At 66.1% G+C, this 24,677-nt stretch carries 20 protein-coding genes; 13 read left to right on the top strand and 7 right to left on the bottom strand.

Annotated elements, in window-relative coordinates; all coding sequences use genetic code 11:
* Complete coding sequence (locus CYAGR_RS13190; RefSeq protein ID WP_015110331.1) at window positions 1-189, top strand: hypothetical protein; 189 nt, start codon at window positions 1-3, stop codon at window positions 187-189.
* 4 nt (window positions 190-193) lie between these two features.
* Here the strand turns inward: CYAGR_RS13190 and CYAGR_RS13195 are convergent, their stop codons facing one another.
* Together CYAGR_RS13195 and CYAGR_RS13200 are read right to left on the bottom strand one after the other, a co-directional pair.
* On the bottom strand, window positions 194-715 hold the full coding sequence (locus CYAGR_RS13195; RefSeq protein WP_015110332.1) for a GNAT family N-acetyltransferase: 522 nt from the start codon (window positions 713-715) through the stop codon (window positions 194-196).
* A 14-nt stretch (window positions 716-729) separates the two neighbouring features.
* Complete coding sequence (locus CYAGR_RS13200; protein WP_015110333.1) at window positions 730-1,215, bottom strand: DUF2062 domain-containing protein; 486 nt, start codon at window positions 1,213-1,215, stop codon at window positions 730-732.
* Here CYAGR_RS13200 and mnmE point away from each other — a divergent pair.
* The 6 genes from mnmE to grrM all read left to right on the top strand — a co-directional run bounded on the left by mnmE (window position 1,214) and on the right by grrM (window position 7,087).
* Window positions 1,214-2,632, top strand: a complete 1,419-nt coding sequence (gene mnmE, locus CYAGR_RS13205) for a tRNA uridine-5-carboxymethylaminomethyl(34) synthesis GTPase MnmE (RefSeq protein ID WP_051017143.1) — start codon at window positions 1,214-1,216, stop codon at window positions 2,630-2,632. The genes CYAGR_RS13200 and mnmE overlap by 2 nt on opposite strands.
* Before the next feature lie 106 nt (window positions 2,633-2,738).
* Window positions 2,739-3,476, top strand: coding sequence for a DUF4079 domain-containing protein (locus tag CYAGR_RS13210; RefSeq protein WP_015110335.1), 738 nt, complete (start codon window positions 2,739-2,741; stop codon window positions 3,474-3,476).
* Between the two features lie 11 nt (window positions 3,477-3,487).
* On the top strand, window positions 3,488-4,363 hold the full coding sequence (nadC, locus tag CYAGR_RS13215; protein ID WP_015110336.1) for a carboxylating nicotinate-nucleotide diphosphorylase: 876 nt from the start codon (window positions 3,488-3,490) through the stop codon (window positions 4,361-4,363).
* Between the two features lie 110 nt (window positions 4,364-4,473).
* Window positions 4,474-5,427 carry an extracellular substrate binding-like orphan protein GrrP gene (gene grrP / locus CYAGR_RS13220; protein ID WP_015110337.1) on the top strand — a complete coding sequence of 318 codons (954 nt, stop codon included), beginning with the start codon at window positions 4,474-4,476 and terminating at the stop codon, window positions 5,425-5,427.
* 56 nt (window positions 5,428-5,483) lie between these two features.
* Window positions 5,484-5,915, top strand: coding sequence for a GrrA/OscA1 family cyclophane-containing rSAM-modified RiPP (grrA, locus tag CYAGR_RS13225; protein ID WP_015110338.1), 432 nt, complete (start codon window positions 5,484-5,486; stop codon window positions 5,913-5,915).
* Window positions 5,912-7,087: a cyclophane-forming radical SAM/SPASM peptide maturase GrrM/OscB gene (gene grrM / locus CYAGR_RS13230; RefSeq protein WP_015110339.1), complete on the top strand. Its 1,176-nt coding sequence runs from the start codon at window positions 5,912-5,914 to the stop codon at window positions 7,085-7,087. Before grrA ends, grrM begins: the two co-directional genes overlap by 4 nt.
* Before the next feature lie 16 nt (window positions 7,088-7,103).
* Here grrM and CYAGR_RS16630 read toward each other — a convergent pair whose 3' ends face one another.
* From CYAGR_RS16630 to CYAGR_RS18555, 5 genes are all read right to left on the bottom strand, one after another.
* Complete coding sequence (locus CYAGR_RS16630; RefSeq protein ID WP_015110340.1) at window positions 7,104-9,656, bottom strand: zinc-dependent metalloprotease family protein; 2,553 nt, start codon at window positions 9,654-9,656, stop codon at window positions 7,104-7,106.
* A 1,349-nt stretch (window positions 9,657-11,005) separates the two neighbouring features.
* On the bottom strand, window positions 11,006-11,881 hold the full coding sequence (locus CYAGR_RS13240; RefSeq protein ID WP_015110342.1) for a hypothetical protein: 876 nt from the start codon (window positions 11,879-11,881) through the stop codon (window positions 11,006-11,008).
* Between the two features lie 257 nt (window positions 11,882-12,138).
* Window positions 12,139-12,900 (bottom strand): hypothetical protein, encoded by a 762-nt coding sequence (locus tag CYAGR_RS18545; RefSeq protein WP_015110343.1) that lies wholly within the window; start codon window positions 12,898-12,900, stop codon window positions 12,139-12,141.
* A 436-nt stretch (window positions 12,901-13,336) separates the two neighbouring features.
* Window positions 13,337-14,194 carry a hypothetical protein gene (locus CYAGR_RS18550; protein WP_156818480.1) on the bottom strand — a complete coding sequence of 286 codons (858 nt, stop codon included), beginning with the start codon at window positions 14,192-14,194 and terminating at the stop codon, window positions 13,337-13,339.
* Window positions 14,195-14,556: 362 nt separating this feature from the next.
* Window positions 14,557-15,327, bottom strand: a complete 771-nt coding sequence (locus tag CYAGR_RS18555; protein WP_156818481.1) for a hypothetical protein — start codon at window positions 15,325-15,327, stop codon at window positions 14,557-14,559.
* A gap of 260 nt (window positions 15,328-15,587) precedes the next feature.
* Here CYAGR_RS18555 and argS point away from each other — a divergent pair, with 260 nt between their 5' ends.
* From argS to CYAGR_RS19300, 6 genes are all read left to right on the top strand, one after another.
* Window positions 15,588-17,411, top strand: coding sequence for an arginine--tRNA ligase (argS, locus tag CYAGR_RS13245; RefSeq protein WP_015110346.1), 1,824 nt, complete (start codon window positions 15,588-15,590; stop codon window positions 17,409-17,411).
* Window positions 17,412-17,464: 53 nt separating this feature from the next.
* Entirely contained in the window at window positions 17,465-19,624 is a 2,160-nt protein-coding gene (locus CYAGR_RS13250) for an NAD(P)-binding protein (RefSeq protein WP_015110347.1), read from the top strand.
* A 268-nt stretch (window positions 19,625-19,892) separates the two neighbouring features.
* Window positions 19,893-20,192, top strand: coding sequence for a hypothetical protein (locus CYAGR_RS13255; protein WP_043325882.1), 300 nt, complete (start codon window positions 19,893-19,895; stop codon window positions 20,190-20,192).
* A gap of 33 nt (window positions 20,193-20,225) precedes the next feature.
* Window positions 20,226-21,248 (top strand): polyprenyl synthetase family protein, encoded by a 1,023-nt coding sequence (locus CYAGR_RS13260; RefSeq protein WP_015110349.1) that lies wholly within the window; start codon window positions 20,226-20,228, stop codon window positions 21,246-21,248.
* A complete protein-coding gene (locus tag CYAGR_RS13265; protein ID WP_015110350.1) occupies window positions 21,248-22,330 on the top strand; it encodes a saccharopine dehydrogenase family protein in 1,083 nt (360 codons plus the stop codon). Before CYAGR_RS13260 ends, CYAGR_RS13265 begins: the two co-directional genes overlap by 1 nt.
* Before the next feature lie 35 nt (window positions 22,331-22,365).
* On the top strand, window positions 22,366-23,631 hold the full coding sequence (locus CYAGR_RS19300; RefSeq protein WP_245552525.1) for a hypothetical protein: 1,266 nt from the start codon (window positions 22,366-22,368) through the stop codon (window positions 23,629-23,631).
* The last annotated feature ends 1,046 nt before the right edge of the window (window positions 23,632-24,677 follow it).

The following is a 24,677-nucleotide window of genomic DNA, read 5'->3' on the forward strand; positions in this document are numbered from 1 at the left end:
ATGACTTCCGAACAGGCTGCCCAGCTCATCGACAACACGCTCGATCTGGTGCATCAGCGCCTGATGGATCTGGAGTCGCAATCCCTCGACCACGAGCACCGGGCCCTGGCGGCGGAATTCCGTGAGTGGCGTCAACCCTCCGGCGGCCACATCGATCTGATGGTGTTTCCCGGGCTGGCCGAATCCTGAGGTTTCAGTCTCCATCCGGGAGCCGCTTTTCCCAGAACTGGGCCCGGCCCATGGCGGGGTCCAGTTGATACGCCCGGAAGCCCGCACGTGTGTAGACGGCCTGGGCGGACCTGTTGCCTTCCAGCACTTCCAGGGTGAGCTTGCAGCAGCCGAGCCGCCGGGCGATCACTTCGGCCCGCTGCAGCAGTCGCCGGGCCACCCCCTGCCGGCGGAATCCCTCGGCCACCACCAGATCGTGGACGTTGAGCAGGGGCCGGCAGGCGAAGGTGGAGAAGCCCTCCAGGCTGATCAGGAGCCCGGCCGGCTCCTGCGCTGCGTAGGCCAGGATGACGTGCGCTGAAGGGCGCCTCGCCAGGGCCTCAATCAGATTCGCCCGGGTGAACTCGGAGAGGTCGTGGCCTCCACCCATGGGGTCGCGGGCATAGATCTCCATCAGGGCCAGCAGTGCCGCGCCATCGACCGGGTTGTTGAGGTCGGCCTCGCGAATCTCGATCAGGGGTGACGGGGCCACGGGGATGTCCGGCATCGGTGTTGCGGCCTTCAGGAGGCCCGCTGGCGGCGCTCCAGCCACCGCAGGCAGAGGAAACCGCTGAGCGTGGCCGCCACCACCCCCACGACCGCCGAGCCGAGCAGCAGGCGGGAGGTGAAGTCCCATCCCAGCTGGCGCAGGGTCTCGTGGTGCAGGGTCAACCGTCCCGGCCAGCCCCTGCCGGGCCCCAGCAGCAGGCTGCCCAGCTGGTAGTTGAACCAGATCATGGGGATGTCGGTGATCGGATTGCTGATCCAGGTGCCGGCGGCGGCGAGCAGGTGGTTGCCCCGCACCAGGCTGGCCAGCGCCACCCCCAGCAGGGTCTGGAAGCCGAAGATCGGGAAACAGCCCATGAACACCCCGGCCGCCAGCCCCCGGGCCCGCTGGCCATGGCTGCCCTCCTGGCGCCAGACCCACTCAATGGCCTGGCGGAGCTTTCGTCGCACGGTCCGCACCAGCCGCGGCAGGGACAGAGACTGGGGGCGAAACGGTGCCATGCGACCAGTGACGCGGGGTGAGGGCACGGATGGGCCGAACCCTAACGGGGATACCATCGCCGCCATCGCCACCGCCGTGGCCGCGGGGGCCGGCAGCGTGGCGATCGTGCGCCTCTCGGGCCCGGCGGCCGAGGCGATCGGGCGGCGCCTGTTCGAGGCTCCGGGCCCCCAGGTCTGGGAGAGCCACCGGGTGCTCTACGGCCACGTGGTGGATCCGGCCGATGGGCGGCGGGTGGATGAGGCCCTGCTGCTGCCGATGCGGGCCCCGCGCAGCTTCACCCGGGAGGACGTGGTGGAGTTCCACTGCCACGGGGGGCTGGTCGCCGTGCGGCGGGTGCTGGAGCTGGTGCTGGCCGCCGGCGCCCGCCTGGCCGGCCCGGGGGAATTCAGCCAACGGGCGTTTCTGAACGGCCGCCTCGATCTCACCCGCGCCGAGGCCGTCGCCGAGATGATCGCCGCCCGCAGCCAGCGGGCGGCCGAGCTGGCCATGGCCGGCCTCGACGGCGGCCTTCAGCGCCGCATCAGCGGTCTGCGGGAGCGCCTGCTCGACCAGCTGGCCGAACTGGAGGCCAGGGTCGACTTCGAGGAGGACCTGCCCCCCCTCGACGGGACGCTGGTGCGGGCCGAGCTAGAGGCGGTGCGGGGCGAGCTGGAGCGGCTGGTGGCCGAATCCCGCCAGGGGGAGCTGCTGCGCGAGGGCCTGCGGGTGGCCATCGTCGGCCGTCCCAACGTGGGAAAATCGAGCCTGCTCAACCTGCTCAGCCGCCGCGAGCGGGCCATCGTCACCGACCTGCCCGGCACCACCCGCGACCTGCTCGAAAGCGACCTGGTGCTCGATGGGGTGCCTCTCACCCTGCTCGACACCGCCGGGATCCGTGCGACGGACGACCGGGTGGAGCGGCTGGGCATCGAACGCAGCCGCCAGGCCCTGGCCGGAGCCGATGCGGTGCTGCTGCTCTTCGATCGGGTGGCCGGCTGGTCCGCCGCCGACCAGGAGCTCAGGGAGCTCGTGCCCGAGGGGGTGCCCCTGCTGCTGGTGGGCAACAAGTGCGATGCCCTGCCGCCGGGGGCCGCTCCGACCGGCGTCCCGTCGGCACCGCGGGAGGCTCCCCTGGTGACCATCAGCGCCCTCACCGGCGCGGGTCGCGACGACCTGGTGGCGGCCCTGCTGGGCCTCTGCGGCGCCGGCGACGTCCAGGGGCTGCAGGTGGCCCTCAACGGCCGGCAGCGGGAGCTGGCCGCGGCGGCGGCCACCAGCCTGGAGCGAACGCTGGAGACCGCCGCGCTGGATCTGCCCTGGGACTTCTGGACCATCGACCTGCGCGGCGCCATCGCCGGCCTCGGGGCGATCACCGGCGAGGAAGTGAGCGAGGCGGTGCTGGAGCGGATCTTCTCCCGCTTCTGCATCGGCAAGTAGCTCCCGGCGATGACAGGCCACCTCCGGCTGCCATCACGAAACGCTCACCCCTGTTGACCGCTTAACCTCCAGCGCCAATGCTTTGGGAAACGATTCCCAGCGTCGAATGCAAACGGTCGACTGGCTCTGGATCCTGCACCCCGCCCTGGCGGTGGTGCTGATCTATCCCCTGATCGGCATGGTGGTGCGGCTCGGGGTCCAGGCCCGCCAGCGCCGGGTCGAGAAGGCCAAGCTGCCCCCCACCACCGGCCGCGACCACGCCGACCTGGGCCAGTGGCTCTCGGCGGGGGTGGTGCTGGTGGTGCTCGTGGCCCTCACGGTGGTGATCGTCACCAAGCAGCCGGCGGAGGGCTTCACGGGCGGCCCCGGCCGCGCCCTGCAGCTGCTGCTGGTGCTGGTGGGCACGGTGGTCTCCCTTCTCGCCCTCTGGCGGGTGAAGGCCAAGGGCTACCGGCTCGTCTTCGCCCTGCTCACCTGGGCCGGGGTGCTCGGCCTCGGCGCCCAGCCGGAGGTGTGGCGCCTCAGCGACAACCCTCTGAGCCCCGAGTTCTGGCAGTCCCACTACTGGGCCGGGGTCGGGGTGGTGGGGCTGATGATCTTCTCCCTGGCCGCCCGCCCGGAGATCCTCAAGGATCTGCGCTGGCGACGGATCCACCTGAGCGCCTCGATCCTGGCGGCGGTGCTGTTCGTGGCGCAGGGGATCACCGGCAGTCGCGACCTGCTGGAGATTCCCCTGGCCTGGCAGAAGCCCACCATCTATGCCTGTGATCCGGTGAAGCGGGTCTGTCCGCCCTTCGCCCCGCCCCCGGTGCCGGCCCCTCCGGCCGGACCGGCCGGCAGCTGAGGCCGCCCGTGATGCCACCCGGTGGGGCCCCGGCCCCGGTGCTCTCCTTCACCCCGGCGCTCGAGGCCCAGCTGCGTCAGTGGCTAGATGAGGACCTCGGCCGCGGCGACCTGACGGCTCCGGCCCTGGTCGGCCGCAGCGGCCGGGCCCATTGGGTGACCCGCGCCGACGGGGTCTTCTGCGGCGGGGTGCTGGTGGGGCCGCTGCTGGCGATCCTCGATCCCCGGGCGTCGGTGCGGCTGCTGGTGGGTGACGGGGAGCCGGTGCTGGCCGGCCAGCGGCTGCTGGAGCTGGAGGGGCCGGCGGCCGCCCTGGTGGCGGTGGAGCGCACGGCCCTCAACCTGGCCATGCGCCTGTCCGGCATCGCCACCGCCACCGACGCCCTAGTGCGGGTGCTGGCGGGCACCGGCGTGCGCCTGGCCGACACCCGCAAGACCACCCCCGGCCTGCGGGTGCTGGAGAAATACGCCGTGCGCTGCGGCGGCGGCTGCAACCACCGTCTCGGCCTCGACGATGCCGCCATGCTCAAGGAGAACCACCTGGCCTGGTCCGGCGGGGTGACGGCCGCGGTCGCGGCGGTGCGGGCCTCGGCCCCCTGGCCGGCGCGGCTGATCGTGGAGGCCGAAACCGCCGCCGAAGCGGAAGCGGCGGTGCGGGCCGGGGCCGATGCGGTGCTCCTTGACGACTTTGCCCCCGCGGCCCTGGCGGACCTGGTGCCCCGGCTGCGGGCCCTGGCGCCGGCGGTGGTGCTGGAGGCCTCCGGGGTGCGGCCCGAGCAGCTGGCCGCCTATGCCGCCACCGGCATCGACCTGATCTCCACCAGTGCCCCGATCACCCGCAGCCCCTGGCTGGATCTGAGCATGCGCTTCGCGGCGACGCTGGCCTGAGCCCCGGCCCAAGAGCCTGCCCGCAGCGTGGCCTGCGTTTCAAGCCCGGAAGCTTCCGTGGGCAAGCCCGGCAACCGCCATTAAGGTGCAGCACGTGCACGGATCGGCGAATGGATTCTCCCGCTGCGGTGGCCCCCGGTTCCCTCCGATCCCGCCGCGGCAGGGCTCTGGCCCTGGGCTCCCTGGCCTGCCTCTGCTCCCTGGGGCTGCCGGCCCGCGCGGCCGAAGCCGTGCTGGAGCAGGCGGCCAAGACCGGTGAGGTGCTGATGGTGGGTCCCGCCGACAGCCCGCCGCTGATCCGGATGGGGCCGAAGGGGGAGCCGGAGGGCTACGCCATCGACCTGGCCCGCCGTATCGATCGCCAGCTCAAGGCGGAGCTCGGTGAGTCGGTGCGGATCCGCTTCGCCCCCGTCGACAACACCGGCGTCACGGTGGAGGCCGTCGCCAGTGGCCGGGCCGGCCTGGCCTGCGGGGTGCCCTTCAGCTGGGAGCGGGAGAAGCTGGTGGACTTCTCCCTGCCCATCGGTCTCTCCGGCCTGAGGCTGCTCACCCGCAGCGGCGGCCTCGACGGGTCCCCCGCCTCCCTCGCCGGTCAGCCAATCGCGGTGGTGGAGGGTTCGCTCGGGGCCGGCTTCCTCGGCTCCCTCCAGCCCAGCGCCAAGGCGGTGAGCTTCCCCACCCTGCCCCAGGCCGTCACGGCCCTGGAGCAGAAGAAGGTGGCGGGGGTGCTGGGCGATGCCAACGTGCTGGCCGGCCTGCGGCACGAGCGCCGGCTCTCCGGCGTGGCCCTGGTGCCTGAGCAGCCCTACGTGAGCTACGGCGTCGGCTGCATCGTGCCGGAGAACAATTCCCGGCTGCTGAACGTGGTCAACCTGGCCATCGCCAGCCTCTTCCAGGGCTACCTGGAGGGTCGCCCCGATGCGGTGGCCAGCGTCGCCCCCTGGTTCGGCCCCACCGGTGTGCTGGCGGTCCCCAGCGAGCGGATGCGGGCTTTCTTCGAATCGGTGCTGATCAGCCGCGAAGGCCTCCAGCTGGTGGCCCCCGCGCCGGCGCCCCGTCCCTGAACCGTCCGGTTCCGCCCCACCCTTCCGCCTCCCCGTTCCCTCCTGGCAGCAACCCGATGACGAACCACCCCCGTTCCGGTCTGTTCGGTTTCCTGCTGTTGCTGGCCGCCCTGGCGCCGGCCGGCGCCGGGGCCAGGGCGGTGATCGACGGACCCTCCCGGCCCGCGACGGCCGCCCCGTCCTCGTCCCCCCTGGAGGCGGCGCCCGGCTCCATCGACGCCCGGCTGCGGCGCATCTCGGAGGCCATGGGACACGCCTCCGGTCAGCCCGCGGGGGCGGAGGGCCGGGCCAAGGCCCCTGACGGCCGCCTCGGCTACATCTTCGTGAACGGGGGCGGGCCCCGCTTCGGCTGGGGCAACGGCGGCTTCCGTAACGGCGGCTGGGGCAATGGCGGTTTCCGCAACGGCGGCTGGGGCAACGGTGGCTTCCGTAATGGCGGCTGGGGCAACGGCGGCTTCCGCAATGGCGGCTTCCGCAACTTCTGGTGACCGCCACTGGCGCCCCGCCACCGGCCAACCCGGAAGGATTCGGGCCGCTGCAGCTGCTGGTGGTGCAGCCGACGCCCTACTGCAACCTCGACTGCGATTACTGCTACCTGCCCAACCGCGACGACCGGCAGCGGTTATCGCTGGAGCTGCTGGAGGCCGCCCTGGAGCGGGTGCTCGAGAGCCCGTATGTGGGCGGTGACTTCACCCTCCTGTGGCACGCCGGTGAACCGCTCACCGTGCCGATCGCCTTTTACGACGAGGCGACGGCGTGTGTGCGGCGGGCGCTGGAGGGCTGGGCCGGGGAGCCGCTGACGATCCACCAGTCGGTGCAGACCAACGCCACGCTGATCAACGAGGCCTGGTGCGACTGCTTCGAGCGCAACGGCATCGCCGTGGGCGTGAGCATGGACGGGCCGGCCTTCCTGCACGACGTCCACCGCCGCACCCGCACCGGCCTGGGCACCCATGCCGCCACGCTCCGTGGCATCGAACACCTGCGCCGCCGCCGCATCCCCTTCCAGGTGATCGCGGTGATCACCGAGGAGTCCCTCGGCCACGCCGACGCGCTTTTTGCCTTCTTCGTGGAGAACGGCATCACCGACGTGGCCTTCAACATGGAGGAGACCGAAGGGGAGAACCGCGTCTCCACCCTCAGCCGCCCCCGGGCCGAGGCCGCCTATCGCCGTTTTCTGGAGCGCTTCTGGGCGCTGTGGCAGGAGCAACCCGAACGGATGCGGGTGCGGGAGTTCGAGGGCATCTGCAGCCTGGCCCAGGCCGATGCCCGGCTGGAGTGCACCGACATGAACAACCCCTTCGCCATCGTCAACGTGGATGCGCGGGGCCGGATCTCCACCTTCGATCCGGAGTTGCTGGCGGTGCAGACCGACACCTACGGCGACTTCGTGCTGGGCCATGTGCAGCACGACAGCCTGGTGTCGATCGCTGAAAGCGCCAAGTTCCGGCGGATCCTGGCGGACATGCGCGCCGGCACCGAGCGCTGCCGGGCGGAGTGTGCCTACTTCGGCCTCTGCGGCGGCGGCGCCGGCAGCAACAAGTACTGGGAGCACGGCACTTTCGCCTGCAGCGAAACCCAGGCCTGCCGTTACCGGATCAAGATCACCGCCGATGTGGTCCTTGACGGCCTGGAGGAGGCGCTGGGTCTGGCTCGCTGAGCCCGCCAGGCCTCGCTCAAACCAGCGTCGAGCTGGCGATCAGCCAGGGGGTGGCCTCCAGAGGCTCGGTGAAGCCGACCAGTGGCTCCCCGTAGCCGGAGAGACCTGGCTGCAGGGGCGACAGGGGTTCCCCGCCCAAGGCCGGATCCGCGGACAGCCCCGCTTCGATGGGGGCGAAGTCATGGTCGAAGCCATGGTCGAACGCGTGAGCGAGCTCCGGGGCCAGGCTGACCTCGCCTCCGATGATGGGGTCCTCCAGGCTGCGGGAGGATCTCCCGGCCCCGGTGGTGGCCAGGAAGACCAGCCGGTCCACGAACAGGGTGTCGTAGGTCCCGTCCTCCCTGCTGGTCTTGGTGTCGAGGGCCCGGACGAACATCCTGCCGCTGACAGGGCTGGCCAGATTGAGGGTGTAGGTGCTCTCGGTGCCACTGCGGATCGTGAAAGCCGTTGTCCAGGATCTGCCGTTGGAGGAGTACTGGATCTGAAAGCTTTCGGAGGAGCTGGCCGTGCGGTATCCCTCGAAGACCAGCTGGTTGGCCCCGCTGAGGTTGTCGAAGGTCCACTGGTAGGCGTTGAGGGTGGAGACGATGCCCTTGTTGGTTCTCTGGGCCCCTTCGGTGATCGCCAGGCGTTGATCGTCGCTGCCGTGGATCGCCGTCAGGCTTCCCGCCACCGTCGGCGCGTTGCTGTAGGTGATGTTGTTTGCGAATCCCCCGGCCGAGGCCTGGAAGGTCACCGGGACGGTCGTGGTGGTGGTTGTCGTGGTGGCCACCTCGTTGTCGCTGTTCTGGATCGTGACCGCAGGGCCGCTCAGTCCCTGGAAGGCGGGATCGGCGCTGGAGGTGCTCATCAGGATGCTGTAGGTCTGGCTGCCGTCGAGGAGGGTGTCGTCCACCCCCTGCACCGTGACCGTCTGGGGCGTCTGCCAGTTCGCGGCGGTGAACAGGAGGGTGCTGGTCAACACCAGGCCCTCGGTGGCGTCGCTGCTGCTGAACCGAACCGTAACGTCACTGGAGGGGGCCCTGGAGAGCGCCACCTGGAAGCTGGCCGCGCCGCCGGCCTCGGTGGTCACCAGGCCCGTGGCGCCCGACACCACGAGGGTGGGTGCCGGCGGCGGCGGCGGGGTGGTGAAGGTCCCGGAGGTGGCCTGGACGGTGCCGCTGACCATGTATTGGCCGAGGCTGGCGTAGTCGGTGTACCCGTTGGGGGAGCTGGCCATGGGGGTGCCGGCACCCACGCCGTCGATGCCCAGGTAGTAAGTCCCCTCGCTCAGGTTCAGGGAGAAGCTGGCCGTGGTGAGGTCGGCCGGGTTGAAGATCTGGAGGACGCTGCCATCGGCCCTGTAGAGGGTCGCGCCAATGTCCAGGTTGGCGCCGCGGGATGTGAGGTATTCGGTGGTGTAGCTGCCGCCGCTGCCGACGAAGGCCCTGGAGGCGTTGACGATGTTGAAGCTCACCAGACCGGCGCCGGTATCGAAGCGGAACATGTCCACATCGGTGTTCCGCTCGATCACCCCGAAGCTGCTGAAGCTCAGTCCGGTGAGCGCCGTGGCGGTGCTGAAGGCGTTGCCATGGTCATCGGCCCGATAGGTGAAGCCGTTGCCGGTGGTGATCGTGGCCAGGTCGTCCTGGGTGTTGTTGGCGCCGAAATACTCCCCTTTGCTCCACTGGGTCAGGTTCTCGTCGTCGCCCAGCCAGGCCGCGCCCATGATCGTGCCCCAGCTGGTGGGCCCGGCACCGCCGTGGCCGCCGTAGTAGGTGGTGGAGCCGGCGCCATCGTGGCTGAGGCCAAGGGTGTGGCCGACTTCGTGGCTGGCTGTCTCGGCGGCGGTGTATTCGCCCCGGTTGAACACCAGGGCGACGTCGTCGGTGCTCCAGTTGAAGCTGTTGTAGTAGGCGGTGCCGCCACCACCGGCATTGGTGATGGCCGTGCCGGTGAGCAGGTTGAGATTGCTGGTGAAAGCCACGCGGATGCCCCAGCGCTCATCGCCGGTGCCGGATTTGCGCAGGTTTTCGCTGCCCGGATCCTCGGTGGTGACGTTGACATGGAAGGGCGCGAAGTCTTCGGCGACCCGTTGCCAGATCCGCTGGATTTCCGTGAGCGCGTTTGTATCGAAGCTGCTGTAGAAGCTGCCCAGGCTGAGGGCACCGCCATTCTCCCAGGGGGTGCTGCTGATACTGAAGCCGTCAAAGTCGAGAAAGATCGTCTTCGTGGCGGTCGGGTTGCTGTGCAGCTGGAACACCTTGCTCAGATCCACTCCTGCGCCAAGGGTGACCTGGCCGTCGAGCACCAGTGGCGCCTGGCCGCTGGCGGTATCCCAGGCGGCGGCGCCATCACCGCTGGTGACGGCCAGCACGCTGCAGGAGCGGCAACCGCAGGAGGGCCCTGTCGCAGCGGCGGTGGTGCCGCTCGCTTCCCCCGGCCAGGGATCGCTCAGGACCTGGTGGCTGTCTGTGGCCACCGCCGGTGAGGCGTCGATGGTGACGTTCTGCCGGAAGGCGGCGGCCTGCGCGACAGGAGCCGCATCGCTGGCCTCCAGGCCAGCAAGGGTGTTGCCTGAGCCCCGCAAGAGAGGGGAGGCCTTGGCCGTCGCCAGAACGGGCTTGATCGGGGCGGCGGGCGCCTGCGACAGGGCCGGAGCCCCATCAGCCAGCAGGGTGAGCGTTGTGTCGGAGGAACGTCTTGCTTGGCTCGATGGTTCAGGGAACAGGGCGGAAAGCGATGGTTGGCCTTTTGCGGATGCGCTGGAAGTCATTGTGATCGGAGGGTAAACAGGCAGCGTGATCCTTGGCACCTGAAGCACCCAATCCTCGAAAGGTGGGTGCTTCAGGAGATCTTGAAAGTCGTTGCGCCCAGAGCACTGGAGGGATCGACTTTTCGCCGGGGGACTGCCCGAAGGCAGGCTTTTTTCCCGTCAGAGTATCGGCGTTGTGCAGGCTGACTGCCTTTGCGCTCAGGCCAATTCCCAGGGAGAGTTGCGTGATCGAGGCTGAGCATTGGCTTGGAATTTCACCACCTCCCCTGTGATTTCGGATTCAAAAAACACTGTGGGGCGGCCGCTGTGGCCGTGCCCGGGAGGTGGAGCGATGGCTGCCCGGGCGCCATTCCCTGGTGGGGCGAGGGGCTACCCGGAGTGAGTGTTGGAGGCCCCATCCCAGTCGTGCCAAGACCTCCGGCCGAAGGCTTCCCGGCTTCCCAGCCGTGTGGGATGGCTCCCCCGAACCTGAGGCTCTGTGGACGATCGCCCTAAGCGGCTTTAAGCATGGCCACCCTCCCATGGCGGATCCACAGCCATGGCGCTGATGACCCATGGAAGGACCATCCTGCTGGGATGGTGCCACCCAGGCCAACGGGCGGCAAGTCCCAAGGAGGCAGCAGATCAAGCGAGCCGCCGGCCCCGGGCTGATGCGCCCTCGGGCCCCTCGGACTGATCGCCGTGTGCCGCACCGCCATCAGAGGCCAGGAATTCCATGGTGCCCGTCATCAGGATTGCCGTGGGTCCATCGGGGAGCCGCGGCGCCCCGAACGATGTTTTCAGAAACTCCAATCGGGAAGTCAGCCTGGTGGAAGGTGGGCGGCACGAAATGATGCAGATTCGCAATGGCGAACTCTGCCCTAATCGCCTGATGCCGTAGCGACGAATGTTGCCAGTCTGCCAACCGACCAGGAGCTCAATGTCGTCGTTCCATCGAATCAAGCCAGGGAGCCTTTTTTTTATGCAAGGGCAGGACCATGGCGCGATCAACCGCAACACGCTGCCGATACGGGTTGAGCTCAGTCTGGGTCTGTTCAGACGTGCATCCGCAGCCCCTTGATCGGAGGGTCCGTTCGGCAGTCAACGGCAACTCTGCGACGATCCCAGGAACCTGGACCCCAGTCCCTGCAAAGGGAGAAAGACATCGAGGATCCGTTCGTTCCTCAGCCTTGCTTAGGAGGCTCGTCTTCTGCGGGGACGAGTTGCTCGATATAATTGTCTTCAATAGGTCTTGAGCGGGTACCCAGCGAGAGACTTTTCGACAGTGGATTGTCCGCATCGGCCTTGTGGGCGCCCCTCAGCACCAAGAGGGTGTGCCATTCCACCAGCAGGGGCACGGAACTCCCCTTGCGCTGCGCAGCGGCGGAGAAAGCCAGGGCCAGGGCGAGGGAGGAGATCACGACTCTGACGCTCTCGCGCGCCAGCGCTTCTGTCGCCTGCCGATCCGGCTTATTGACACGGGCGATGACGGCATCGCGCACCACGGCCAGTTGCTCGAGGAGTTCCTTTTTCGTCTGCTCGAGCGAGACTCCCTTGGCTTCCAGGTTCAGGCGCACTCCACGGTTCTCCTGGTTGTCGAGCCGTTCCTGAAGATCATTGAGAGTGGGCGCCTGCACGATGATGTCGCGGAGGATGTTGAACGTTTCGTTGGCCCGCGCCAGTTGTCGTGACGCATTGGCATTGCCGGCGGCCACCGTTCTCCATGCAGCAGACATCTGCAGGGGAATGAAAAGCAGAAATCCGACCACCGCAATGATGGCCAGCCGTGCGACAAGCATGCGCCGTTTCTGAAGCACGGGGTTCTGTGGGTCGAGGTAGGCGCCAAGATGCAGCAGCCCGAGAGCAAGCAGCGGAAGGAAGGCGGTATCGAGGAGCGTGCGGATGGCCCTGAGTTGCCAGTCGGCGTTAAGCAAGGCCAGGGGCAGAAGCGCGGCCCCTGCGGCTGCGATGTAGAGGATCAGGAGGGCCAGGGAGGAAAGGCTCAACCTGTCGGCAAGAATGGATGCTTCGTAGCCCTTGAACTCCGAGGACTCATCCATGGTCTTGCGCAGGTGACGAGGAGGTGTGAGACAGGAGCGTCAGGAGCGCGTGCTGCCTGAGGTGCCAATGTCTTCTTCCCAGCCTGTCAGATCCGATGGAACGGATGGGGCCGCTGGCCCGATGGGTGCGGGCGGGCCAACCAGGGAGACATCAAGACCCTAGGGCGAGCATCGCCAATGGGCAGGACCTCGAACCGCTTGCGGACAGACTTTGCCGAAGAGCTTCTGCTCAGGGGTGGTGGCCAGGGTGGGGCTCTTCAGAGCTGACCGTGATTGGCAAGACGGGCTTTGGCCAAGCGCTTGCGCAGTTTGCGGCTCTGGAGGAAACCCGCTGCAGCGCCCAGCAAGGGGAGCGGGCCCGGAACGGCATCGCCCGGGGCTGGATCAGATCCTCGGGGCTTTCCGGTGACCTTGTCGCTGCCACCTGTAGAACTTGCAGTGTTGATTTCCTGGAATCGAGCGGCTAGGACAACGGTGCTGTTCACCACCTTGGTGTCATTAGGGGGAGGGGAAACGACCAGTCCGTTGAACAGATTGAAGAATGCGGTGGAAACGTCGCTAACGCCCGGGTTGAGGCCAGCAAAGTTGAAGGTGTATTTAACGGTTGCTGACTGCCCATTCGAAAGACCTTGAGGAACTGAGCCAGCCCCGCACTGGGTTCCGTTATTGATGTTGTTATCAGTACTTGCGCAGAAAGTGAAAGAGGGCGCCGGAGCGATCGTCAGATCGGTGGCTTGATAGAAATTGGTGCCGTTCCGGTTGTAAACGAGGGAGGACACACTCGTTGGAGTGTCAAACGCAAAACCGGTAAGAGAAGAGGAGGTGATCGGAGATCCGGAGGTATTTTTGATCGTAAGATCAAGGGTGTAGGTGCTGGGATTTGAGTCGCCCGCATCGCCGAACAGGAAATTCATCGTGCCCGTCACGCCTGTGTAGCTGTCGCCAAACGACTTGTTCAGATCGACGACGAAACTACTGGTGGCGGCGAAGGCGGATCCGCCGCTCAGCAGCGTCGACATCCCTGCCAAGGAGACGAGCGAAGCCAGAAGAGATCGCATGATAGGTGGCGGCCGGATCAGGCTTCAGACTGCTTTCACCAAAATTTTAGCAGAAGGTGAGCGGTTCTGGGCAGTGGTCTCACCATTGGGTGTCCCCGCGGGCCTCCGATCGAACGGGCCGGACAAGGCCAGGAGCCTGCGAGCACAGGAACAGCCGCGGCTCTCCCTGTGGAGCCCCTCGATCTTTCAAGATTGCGTTGACTGTAATGGGGCTGCCTGGAACAACAAGCCATGGCGAGGCCCAGGTGCTTGTGGTTCTGGAAGCCGGACCAGGAGCCCCTTGTTTCCGGCGTAAGAACAGAGTTGGGCTCTCAGGGCCCGACTCGGCCGAGGGGGTGGCTTCAGTGGGTTTGGAAGCGGACGGATGGAAGCTCTGATTCGAGGTCGGTGGTTCCACTCACCGGGTTCTGGGATGCTCATCCTCCGGAGGGGCAAGGGATTCGAAGAATTCCTCCTCACGTTTCGTGGGTGATTTCAGGAAGTCCAGACCTGTACCCGCCTGCCCAGGCCGGGCCCGCCGAGGCTGCAACGATCCGATCAGACGACCGGGCAGCGTCGGAAGTTCCATGAGGAATGGAACTCTGCTGTTTCGGCGCTGGGCAAGGGCAGCGAAAGCGATGCTGAAGGCGAGGGAGGATACCATCACTCGCAGGCTATCTCGTGTGATGCGGTCAACCGCGGCGGCATCGAGGGGCCCCACGGCTGCCTTGAACTGACCTTCCGCCTGATTCACTTGGGCCAGCAGCTGTTGTTTCAGCAGTGGCAAGGGAATCGATGGAATGCGTTCGATGTCCAGCGTGCGAAGAATGTTGCTGCGCTGCAACTCGAGAAGTCGTTTCTTAAGGTCATCAAAACTGGATGCCTGCTCAATCGCTTTGCGTACTGTGTCGGCTCGTTGGGTCGCAGTTCCTTGCTGCTGGCTTGAAACTTCATTGGCGATGCGATAAGACTTAATGACTGCATAGCCTTGCAGGGGAACAAACAGTAGAAAGCCAATCGACGCTAGAATGGCCAGCCGTGCCAAGCCATTCTGCCGATGTTGGACAGGGATGTTGTCAGGACAAATGTAGGCGGCTAGGTGGAGTAAAGCCAAGCCGATCAAGGGAATAGATCCTGCTTCTGTTGCCACTTTGATGGCGCTTATCTGCCATAGTGGATCTAGCAGCCTGAAGGGCAGGATGACAGCCAGAACAGAGAAGAGATAAACAATAAACAGAGAAATAGCGACCACGGCTAGGCGGTCGGCAAAGATCACGGCATCCAATTCTCTGCTTGGTTGGGTCGGTGACATTATTGAGAATTTGGCGGGAAGTCAGGTTTTGAAGGCGTGGCCATCCAGTGTGTGCATGAGAAGAGGCCAAGATTCCAATGGTTGAATTCGATGCCAAGCCTGCGACTAGCCAGGAATCTATGCTTTCAGATTAGGGCACAGCTAGACTTGAGCCTGTTGGGGAATTAGGCTTCCGGGCCTGAAGGAGTATCAGTCTGCAGATTCAGCTATTCTGAAGCAGGCCATCGACTGTAATTCTGAGAAAAAAAGCCTGTTCATAACGAACAGGCTTGTGAGTTGACTGAGCGAGAGGCAAAGATGATGGCTATAGAGAGGTTATGTGGTTCTCAGTCAGTAACTTGCTGCAACTTGATCCGCTGGCGGAGTTTGCGGCTGTAGCCGAAAGCGGCAGCTGCTCCAAAGACGGAAAGTGGACCTGGTACGGAGTCTCCAGGGGCTTGATCGCCGTTTCCGCCCCTCTCTATGCTGGTTGCCAGGATTTTGTCGCTTCCATCAGTGACGACTCCTGGAATATCGACGTTTTTGAAGCGCATCACAAAACTGTTATCAGGAGCTGTGGTGAACAGGCTTGCGAAGGCGTTGCGGTAGTCTGTGGCTGAGGCTGTATTGGATAAGCCGGTAAAATTGAATGTTGCAACGTTCTGATTTTGTCCATTGCTCAGGCCAAACACTTGGGCCCCAGCATCACAACCACTGAGAGTTGTGCCATTGGGATCGTTAGTTGTTACGCAAATATCGAATTGGCCAAAGGGAGGAAGGCTATCACCAGTATTAATCCCCCAGTTGGGGATTGATGTAGCGTTGGCAACTGTGATAGGGGGACTAAAGGATGGGCTGGAAGTGGCGCTGGGGATGTCAAAGCCAGTGCCCACGAGCTTAGAAGTGCCAACCGTGGAAGTGTTCTCTAGGTTGAGAACCATTTGACCGATATTCGTTGTCGAAAAGGTATAAGTTGCCACGCCTTGAATGCCAGGATATCCGTTCGGCCCATTGCTGCTGCTTGTAGGGCCGGAGGCAAAGTGAATTTTGAAAAAGGGGTCTGCGGCGAATGCAGGTGTTGCAGCCAGGAGAGTCGTCAGACCAGCCGCGAGCGACATGCCACCGATACGGGCAGCTTTCCGTAGCGACGCGGCACTTGCAGAGGACATCAGGGCTTTACTCAGTACCTTCCAACCTTACACCACAAACCCTTCGCGCTTCTTCAGGCAGTTTGAGGATTTTCACAATGGCGTGTTGCCCTTGTTCTCGGGCGGCTTGCCTTAGGCGGTTTCCCGCTGAGAGGCCCTGCGGGAGCTGGGTTTGTCCTAGCCATGGCCCCCTCCGGGCAGGATGATCCGAATCAGTTCTAACCTTCGCCATGCTCCGACTCGCCCATGCCCTGAACAGCCTGCTGCTGGGGGCCCTGGAGCGGGCGTTTCCGGAGGCCGCGGCCTCCGCCCGCCAGGGCGGCCAGCCTCTCGATCCCCAGCTGGCGCCGGCGTCGCGCCCGGAGTTCGGCGATTTCCAGGCCAACGGGGCCCTGGCCCTGGCCAAGCCCCTGCGGCAGGCGCCCAGGGCGATCGCCGCGGCGATCGTGGCCGGGCTGGAGGCGGATTCCGCGTTCCTGGCCCTCTGCCTGCCCCCGGAGATCGCCGGCCCGGGCTTCATCAATCTCACGGTCCGCCCTGAGGTGCTGGCGGCCGAGCTGGGCCGCCGCCTGGCCGATCCTCGTCTCGGGGTGGAGCCCGTGGCCCCCGGCGGCGCGCCGGTGGTGGTGGATTTCTCCAGCCCCAACATCGCCAAGGAGATGCACGTGGGGCACCTGCGCTCCACGATCATCGGCGACGCCCTGGCCCGGGTGCTGGAGTTCCGCGGCCATCCGGTGCTGCGGCTCAACCATGTCGGCGACTGGGGCACCCAGTTCGGCATGCTGATCACCCACCTCAAGCAGGTGGCGCCCGAGGCCCTCGACACCGCCGATGCGGTCGACCTGGGGGATCTGGTGGCCTTCTACCGCCAGGCCAAGGCCCGCTTCGACAGCGACGACGCCTTCCAGACCACCTCCCGCGAGGAGGTTGTGAAGCTGCAAAGTGGCGATCCGGTGTCCCGCCGGGCCTGGCAGCTGCTGTGCGACCAGTCGCGCCGGGAGTTCCAGCGCCTCTATGACCGCCTCGACATCCGTCTCGACGAACGCGGCGAATCCTTCTACAACCCCTACCTGGAGGGGGTGGTGACCGATCTGGCCGCCGCCGGCCTGCTGGTCAGCGACGGGGGCGCCCAGTGCGTGTTCCTTGAGGCCGACGACGGCACGGCCAGCCAGGCGCCGCCGGTGATCGTACGCAAGAGCGACGGTGGCTTCAACTACGCCACCACCGATCTGGCGGCCATCCGCTACCGCTTCGCGGCGCCTCCCGACGGGGACGGTGCCCGCCGGGTGATCTATGTCACCGACGCCGGCCAGGCCAGCCATTTCGCCGGCGTGTTCCAGGTGGCCCGCCGTGCCGGCTGGATCCCCGAGGGCGGGCGGCTGGAGCACGTGCCCTTCGGGCTGGTGCAGGGGGAGGACGGCAAGAAGCTCAAGACCCGCGCCGGCGACACGGTGCGGCTGAAGGAGCTGCTGGATGAGGCGGTGGAGCGCTGCGACGCCGACCTGCGCCGCCGCCTGGAGGAGGAGGGGCGCCAGGAGGAGGAGGCCTTCACCAGCGAGGTCGCCACCACCGTGGGCCTGGCGGCGGTGAAGTACGCCGATCTGTCCACCAACCGGATCACCAACTACCAGTTCAGTTTCGATCGCATGCTGGCCCTGAGCGGCAACACCGCCCCCTATCTGCTCTATGCGGTGGTGCGGATCGCCGGGATCGCCCGCAAGGGCGGCGGCGACGGCGAGGACGCGGCCGGCACCAGCGGCCCGGAGGCTCCGGCGTCGCTGGCGTTCACTGAGCCCCAGGAGTGGGCGCTGGTGCGCCAGCTGCTGCAGTTCGATGCCGTCATCCAGGAGGTGGAGGAGGAGCTGCTGCCCAACCGGCTGTGCAGCTACCTGTTTGAGCTCTGCCAGCTGTTCAACCGCTTCTACGACCAGGTGCCGGTGCTCAGGGCCGAGGAGCCGGCCCGCACGTCCCGGCTGGCGCTCTGCCGCCTCAGCGCCGACACCCTCAAGCAGGGCCTGGGCCTGCTGGGCATTCCCACCCTGGAGCGGATGTGAGGCCAGCGGAAAGGTCCGGTAGCGTTTGCCGGCACAGCGGCTGATTCGTCCGGATGGTCGTGGAAGAGCCCGTCAGAGTCGTGATCATCGGCGGTGGCTGTGGCGCCATGGCGGCGGCCTATGAACTCTCCAGACCCGAGCACAACGGCCGCTACGCCATCACCGTCTACCAGCAGGGCTGGAGGCTGGGAGGGAAGGGGGCCTCGGGCCGTGGTCCATCCGGTCGGGTGGAGGAGCACGGACTGCATGTGTGGCTGGGTTTCTATGAGAACTCCTTCCGCATGATGCGGGAGTGTTACGCCGAGCTGGAGGCGTCGCCGGAGGGCTCACCCTTCGGTCCCTGGCAGGACGCCTTTCTGCCGGAAAGGGATGTGGGGCTGTTCTCGCGATCGGGGTCGTCGGACTGGCGGAAGTGGAGCGCCCGGTTCCCACCCCGCCCGGGACTGCCCGGGGATCCCCTGCCACCCGGTGCCACCTATTCCATGGCGGGGTATCTGCAGCAGGCCATCGCCATGCTGCGGACCCTGATCCTGGACGTGGACGTGAGCACGCCGACGGAGGCCCCTGATGGGCGCCGGCCCGCAGACCTCCTCGAGGCCATGGCCGGCTGGCTCTCGGGGGGCACCTTCACCGGAGCGGCCCTGATCGTGGAGGGCCTCGCTCTGCTGAGCAGCGCCCTGCGGATCCTGCCGCTGCCGATGGAAGCCCCCCTGGTCCGCTTCGTCGAGGAGCTGAACATCGCCACCCGATCCTGGCTGGAGGAGCGCTGGCTCGCGGACCACCCGAAGCGCCACATCTGGGAGATCGTGGATCTCGTGCTGGCCATTGTCGTGGGCAGCGTGCGATTCAACCTGCTCCGGGATCCCCGGGGACTGGAGGCGATCGACCACTACGAGTGCCGGGAATGGCTGCGCCTGAACGGGGCCTCGGAGCGGGCCGTGCGCTCTCCTTTCGTCGTCGGTCTCTATGACCTTGCCCTGGCCTATGAGGACGGCGATGCCAGCAAGCCTGCCCTGGCTGCCGGCCAGGCGATCCGGGGTTCGCTGCGCATGTTCTTCGGCTATCGGGGCTCCCTGTTCTGGCGTCTGCGGGCGGGCATGGGCGATGTGGTGTTTGCGCCGCTCTATGAACTGCTGCGCCGTCGGGGGGTGCGTTTCCAGTTCTTCCACAAGCTCACCAACGTGCAGATTCCGGCGGGGCCACCCATCCAGCCGGGTGATCGCAGCCATGTGGAAGCCCTTGAGTTTGATGTTCAGGCAGAGATCCACGGCAATCGCGACTATGACCCCCTGATCAGCGTCGGCGGTCGCCCCTGCTGGCCATCCCAGCCCGACGATGACCAGCTGGTCGACGGGGATCGCCTCCGACGCGAACAGCGGGATTTCGAGTCCCACTGGGATCGCACGTTCACCTCCAGGCGCCGCCTCGAAGTGAAGCGGGATTTCGATGCCGTGGTCCTGGGTGTGAGCATCGGCGCCATCCCCCATGTCTGCTCCGGGATCCTGGCCAGGGATCAGCGCTGGGCCACCATGGTGGAGAAGGTGAAAACCACGGCGACCCAGGCCTTCCAGCTCTGGCTGCAGGAGGATCTCTCCCAGCTGGGATGGCAGGGTCCTCCTTACATCGTCTCGGCGTTCGACAAGCCCTTTGACACCTGGTGTGACATGGCGCACGTCATTCCTGAAGAGGCGTGGGCGCGGCCGCCCGCCACCGCCCTCTACTTCTGCGGCGTGCTCAGGGATCCTCCGGTGCCGCCGGCGGATACCGACACCCCCTACCCGCTCCGCAGGGCGGAGGAGGTCAGGGAGAACGCCCTGGCTTTCCTGCGAAATAGTGGCTCGGCCCTCTGGCCCGGGGCCTATGACGCCGCCGGAGCGTTCCGCTGGGAGCTGCTGGCCGATCCCACGGCACCGGAGGGTGCAGGAGGGCTCCCCGGCGAAGCGAACCTCGGCGAGCAGCGATTCCTGAGTCAGTACTGGCGGGCGAACGTCAATCCGACCGACCGCTATGTGCTGGCGCTGCCGGGCAGCCTGAAGTATCGGATGTCTCCGCTGGATTCCACCTACGACAACCTCACCATCGCGGGAGACTGGACCGACTGCGGCTTCAACGAGGGATGCACCGAAGCCGCCGTGATCTCCGGGCGACTGGCGGCCCATGCCCTGTCTGCTTCACCTTCGCTGGCAGAGATTCATGGCTATGATCATCCTTGAAGATTTCAGAATCAAATCTCCGCCGCAGCACGGCCTCCGCTGCAGCACGACCCGTCAGACCATAAGCCATTCCCTACCAGAACTAGATCGCTCCATGCCTGATGGCCCCATGCCGGATAACCCAAAGCCAGAGAATCAACCGGGACTAGGGGATGAGGCGACTTCGGACGGACGCTGGCAGCGCCCACCACTGGAGCGTGACCAACCCTTTCGGAGCGGCTGGTCCGACGGCGGTCCGCAGCTCGGTGGCCGGCCCATCACCGAGACCGTGGAAGACACCATCCGGACGGCGTATCGGGTCCTTGGGGAGAACGTTCGTCAGGGTCATGACGCCGCCGAGCGCTACAGCCGGGAGACGACCCGCGGCGCTGGCGACGCCTCCGGCGACCTTGGCACGCTGGCCAGTCGCATGATCCAGCTGGGGCGGGACATGGCCACGACCTACTTCGATGCCATGGATGTCCTCCTGCAGGAGGTCGATCAGCGGCGCGCCGACCGTGAGCGCTCGTCGGAGCAGCGGGATCCCCCTGCGGAGACGGGACGCGACGATGCCGGCGAGCCGCGTTAGGAGAGGCGGTCGCCCAAGGGGCGCGTGGGGGCCATGACGAGAACGATCCAGCCCCTGCTCGAAGCCTATGGGCGGCTGATTCGTGAGTATGTGGAGCGCTACCTCACGAGCCAGCCCCGGGCTCCCTATCTCCATGAACTGCTCGCCGATTATCCGAGCCGGGGCGGAAAGATGATGCGGCCGTGCATCTGCATGGCCAATGCGCGCGCCTTCGGGGGAAGGCTGGAGGACGCCATCCCCTTCGCCGGTGCCGTGGAGATTCTCCACAATGCCCTGCTGATTCACGACGATATCCAGGATGAAAGTGTGGAGCGTCGTGGCCTTCCCACCCTGCATGCCCTGCATGGTGTGCCGCTGGCGATCAACGCCGGCGATGCCATGCTGTTGATGGCCTTTGGTCCCCTGCTCGACCATGTCGGCCGCCGGGGCGGCACGTTTGCCAGAAGGATCCTGGACGTGACGCGACGGATGGCCAGGGAAACGGCGGAAGGGCAGGCGCTGGATATCGGCTGGAGAATGGACCGTCGCCATGACATCAGCACAGCGGACTATCTCACCATGGTGCTGAAGAAGACGGCATGGATGGCCACCATCTGGCCGGCCCAGGTGGGGATGCTGCTCGGCACCCATGGCCTGGTGGACCCGGAGGCCGTGGTCCGCTTCGGCTTCTTTCTCGGTGCCACCTTCCAGATCCAGGATGACCTGTTGAACTTCTCCTCGGAAGCGGCCTATGGCAAGGAGCCGCGAGGGGATCTGTTTGAGGCCAAGCACACCCTGCTGTTGATTCATGTCCGTGACCAATGCAATCAACGCGAACGCCGGGACCTCGATCACTTCATGAACCTGCGCCGCGAGGAGCGCACCGCTGATGCCGTGGCCTGGCTGGCTGACCTCATGGTCAGCAAAGGCTCGACCGACTATGCGCGCATGGTGGCGGAGTCCCTGGCGGGCGCCGCGCGCCACGAATTCATCAGAGCCTACGGGCACCTTCCCGACTCTCCGGACAAGGACTTCATCGAGGATCTGGTCCCCTGGGTGTTCAACCGGACGACCTGATGGCTGAGACCCCTGGCGTCCCTGTCGCCGAGCCTGTCGGTCGTGTCCTGCTCTACGGCGCCACCGGCTTCAGCGGCCGCCTGCTGACCCGCGCGCTTCGGGAACAGGGTGTCGATGTCGTGCTGGCCGGCCGGCACCACGGCAGGGTCACGGAGATGGCCCGCCGGTGGCATCTGGACGGTCGTGTGGTTTCCCTCGACGACCGTTTGCAGCTGGAGGCTGCCCTCGACGGGATTCGCGTGGTTCTGCATGCGGCGGGCCCCTTTCAGCGCACGGCCCTGCCGATGATGTCCGCCTGCCTTCGCAGCGGGACCCACTATCTCGATCTGGCCGGGGAATGGCCTGTGTTTCAGCAGGCGATGGATCACGGTGATCAGGCCGCCGGCAACGGCGTGATGCTGATGCCGGGGATCGGCTTTTCGATCGTGGCGTCGGATTGTCTCCTGGCGCTGGCCCGCGCCAGGTTCCCGGATGCGGTGGCGCTGCGGCTGGCCCTGTCCGCGCCTGATGTGATGTCGCGGGGCACCTTCCGCAGCCTGATGGGACTCACCAGTTCCACCGTTCTGGTGCGCCGGCAGGGGACGCCCACGTCCGTGCCGGCGGGGTCGCTGTCGCGCTGCTTCGATTTCGGCGCCGGGTTGCGGACGGCGGTGGCCGTCACCTGGCCGGACGTCGTCATCAGCCAGGTCACCCGCGGCATCCCCACCCTGGAGGTGTATGCCGAGGCGGACTGGCCGGTTCAGGTCGCCCTGCGGGCCGGCTCCAGCCTGGCCCCTCTCCCCCAGTCGCCCCTGGGCCAGCGGCTGCTGGATCTTCTGAGCCAGGGCTGGCCCGAGGCCCCCTCCGCAACGCAACGGCAGCGCTCCGGCTTCACCCTGGTGGTGGAAGCAGAGGATCGCTGGCGACGCTGCCGCTCCCTCCGCATCCAGACACCGGATGGTTATACCGTCACCGCTGCGACGGTGTCGGCGATCGTCAGGCGTGTCCTGAACGGCCATGTCGCGGCGGGTTTTCAGTCGCCCGCCCACCTCTACGGAGGCTCGCTGCTGGAGGAATCCGGCTGTGTTTTGCGGGTAGGGTGAGTCCACGCGTGCCGGGACCAGTCGCTCCTGCATCTGTGAACGATCTTCCCTATCTCGACAATCCACTGGATGGCCAGCAGGAGGCCCCCCCTTACGTCTTCAAGGGGATCCAGTCGCACTATTTCAAGCTCAGGGCCGAGGCCAGGGCCCTGGAGAGCTTCTGCTCACGTTATCTCAATCCAGCCTCCAACGCCTTCACCTACTGGCCGCTGTCGTCCCTGCCGCTGTTGGGTGCCGGTTTCGGACAGCCGTTCGTTGTTCTAGGGGTGCTCTTCTATCCAGACATGCGCTCCGGCAGCTTCCACCCTGAGCGCTTCACCCAGCAGCACGAGGTTTTCTTCTCATTCCCCGTTCTTCGCTTCAACAATGGATTCCCAGACAGGATCTGCTGGGTCTATCCATTCATCTGCGTGGACAACATCCGTTCGGCGATCACGGGTCGGGAAGTGATCGGGCTGTCCAAGCTGGTGGGCCGATTCGATTGCCTGGACTCCCGCCCGTCGGGCGCGCCTCACCCCCCGTCCCGCGACTCCCTCTCCGGAGAACTGTTCGGCGACGATACGGACTCGATGGGGATCAGTGTGCCCACCTACATGCGCTACGGACAGGACATCCACGAGCAGATGCTGCCCATCATTCGCGTCCAGGCGGATCCCAAGTTCCAGGCGGCTGCCCTGCTCGATGGTGAGGTGCCCCCCCTCCAGGAATCGCCGGTTCTGGATCGTGCTGCCGCCGAGGCGAGGGCCTGCTTCGGCCCGCCATGGCCTGCTCCGGATGCGGCCGACGCGGGCGCTGTCCTGAACCGGATCGCCGAGCTGGTGCAGGGATTCACCTTCCTGTCTCCGAAGCTGGTCATCAACAGCCTCAAGCAGACCAGAAGCAGTGTGGATCCAGCCTATTCCGACCATCAGGCCCTGCTCGAGACGGTCTGGCAGTCGGAGAACGTGCGTCAACTCAGATTCTGGGGGCTCGGCCACTTCCGCATTCAGATCTTCAATCAAGCTGGCCTTCCCCTGGTCAACCAGCTCGGTCTGGGGGAGCACAAGCGCGATGGTGACTTCATTGAGCTGGTGGGGCTGGGCTCCAGTTATTCCCTCAGCGCCGACCTGCGCATGGTGAGTGCCTCCGTCCTGGCGGAAGCGAACGCTGATGGGCCGACGACGGGCAGCCCCCTGATCCGGGATCTCGCCACCATCCCCAGGGCCTGCCTGTCGCTGAGCGCCGACCTGGCGGATGCCTCGATCCAGTGGGCCGGCCTGTCCGTTTCCCTGGCGCGACAAGTGCTTGGCCTGAAACCCTGAGTGGTGGATGCGGCGGGTTACGGCGCCGATCCGCCGATCCGCCGATCCGTTCGCGTGCGTAGAGCTGTTTCTTGTCGTTGATCATCGTCTCGAAGCTTGTGGCCCCCTGGGCCCTGGCGATGGCCAGGGCCTGATCCAGGGTTTCCATCACGGATGGCTCGTCATGGCCCCTGGCCCTGGCGATAACGTCCGCTTTGCGGACACGGACAAGGGGCTGGAAGTAGGCCTCACCCGAGCGTCTGACCGCCTCCTCTGCCGCCTGAATGGTGGCGAAGGCTTCGGAGGTGGAGCCGGCCAGAGAGTGGAGCGTGGCAATCTCGGCCAGTCGAAAGCCCTCCAGTGTCATGACACCCAGGCGCTGCTGTTCCCGCATGCCTTCGGTGGCGATCGCCAGCGCCTCTCCACCCGGCTCGGCCTGTCCGGCATGGGCCAGAGCGACGCCTTTGTAGACCTTGGCAATGGCACGCCATGTCAGGTAGCCGTAGGTATCGGAGATCTTCAGGATGGTTTCGCTGAGGGCGATGGCCTCGAGATAGCGACCCTGCAGAACAAGAATCAGCAGTTCGTGGCTCAGCGTGTAGACCGTCTCGTAGTTCCTGCCCAGCCGTGCGGCATGCCGCCTCGCCTGTTCGAGGGTGGCGGCCACCCGATCAGGATCGCCGGCGGCCTGCTCCACCATGGCGAGGGCGGTGAGGGAGCCCGTCATCGGATCATGGGTGGACGGAAAGCTCAGATCCCAGCCCTCGTGGAGGTGGTAAAGGTCAATGCTTTCACGCAGATGCTGGCGTGCCAGGGTCATGGATCCCTTGACGTAATGGACGTAACCGATGGAGAAATGGGCTTCAATCCCATGGATGGGATTCCGGCCCTGTTCCCATAGCTGGAGACATTGGCCAGCCGAGTGCTCGGCATGATCCAGATCACAGGAGACGATGCTGAAGTTGCAGATTCCCCGCAGGATCGCAAAGGACGACTGGCTATCGTCGAGGCGCTCCGCCAGTCTCCGGGATTCCTCCAGAATCCGCCCGACTTCAGGTGCCGAGTAG

This window comes from Cyanobium gracile PCC 6307, assembly GCF_000316515.1.
Classification (GTDB): domain Bacteria; phylum Cyanobacteriota; class Cyanobacteriia; order PCC-6307; family Cyanobiaceae; genus Cyanobium; species Cyanobium gracile.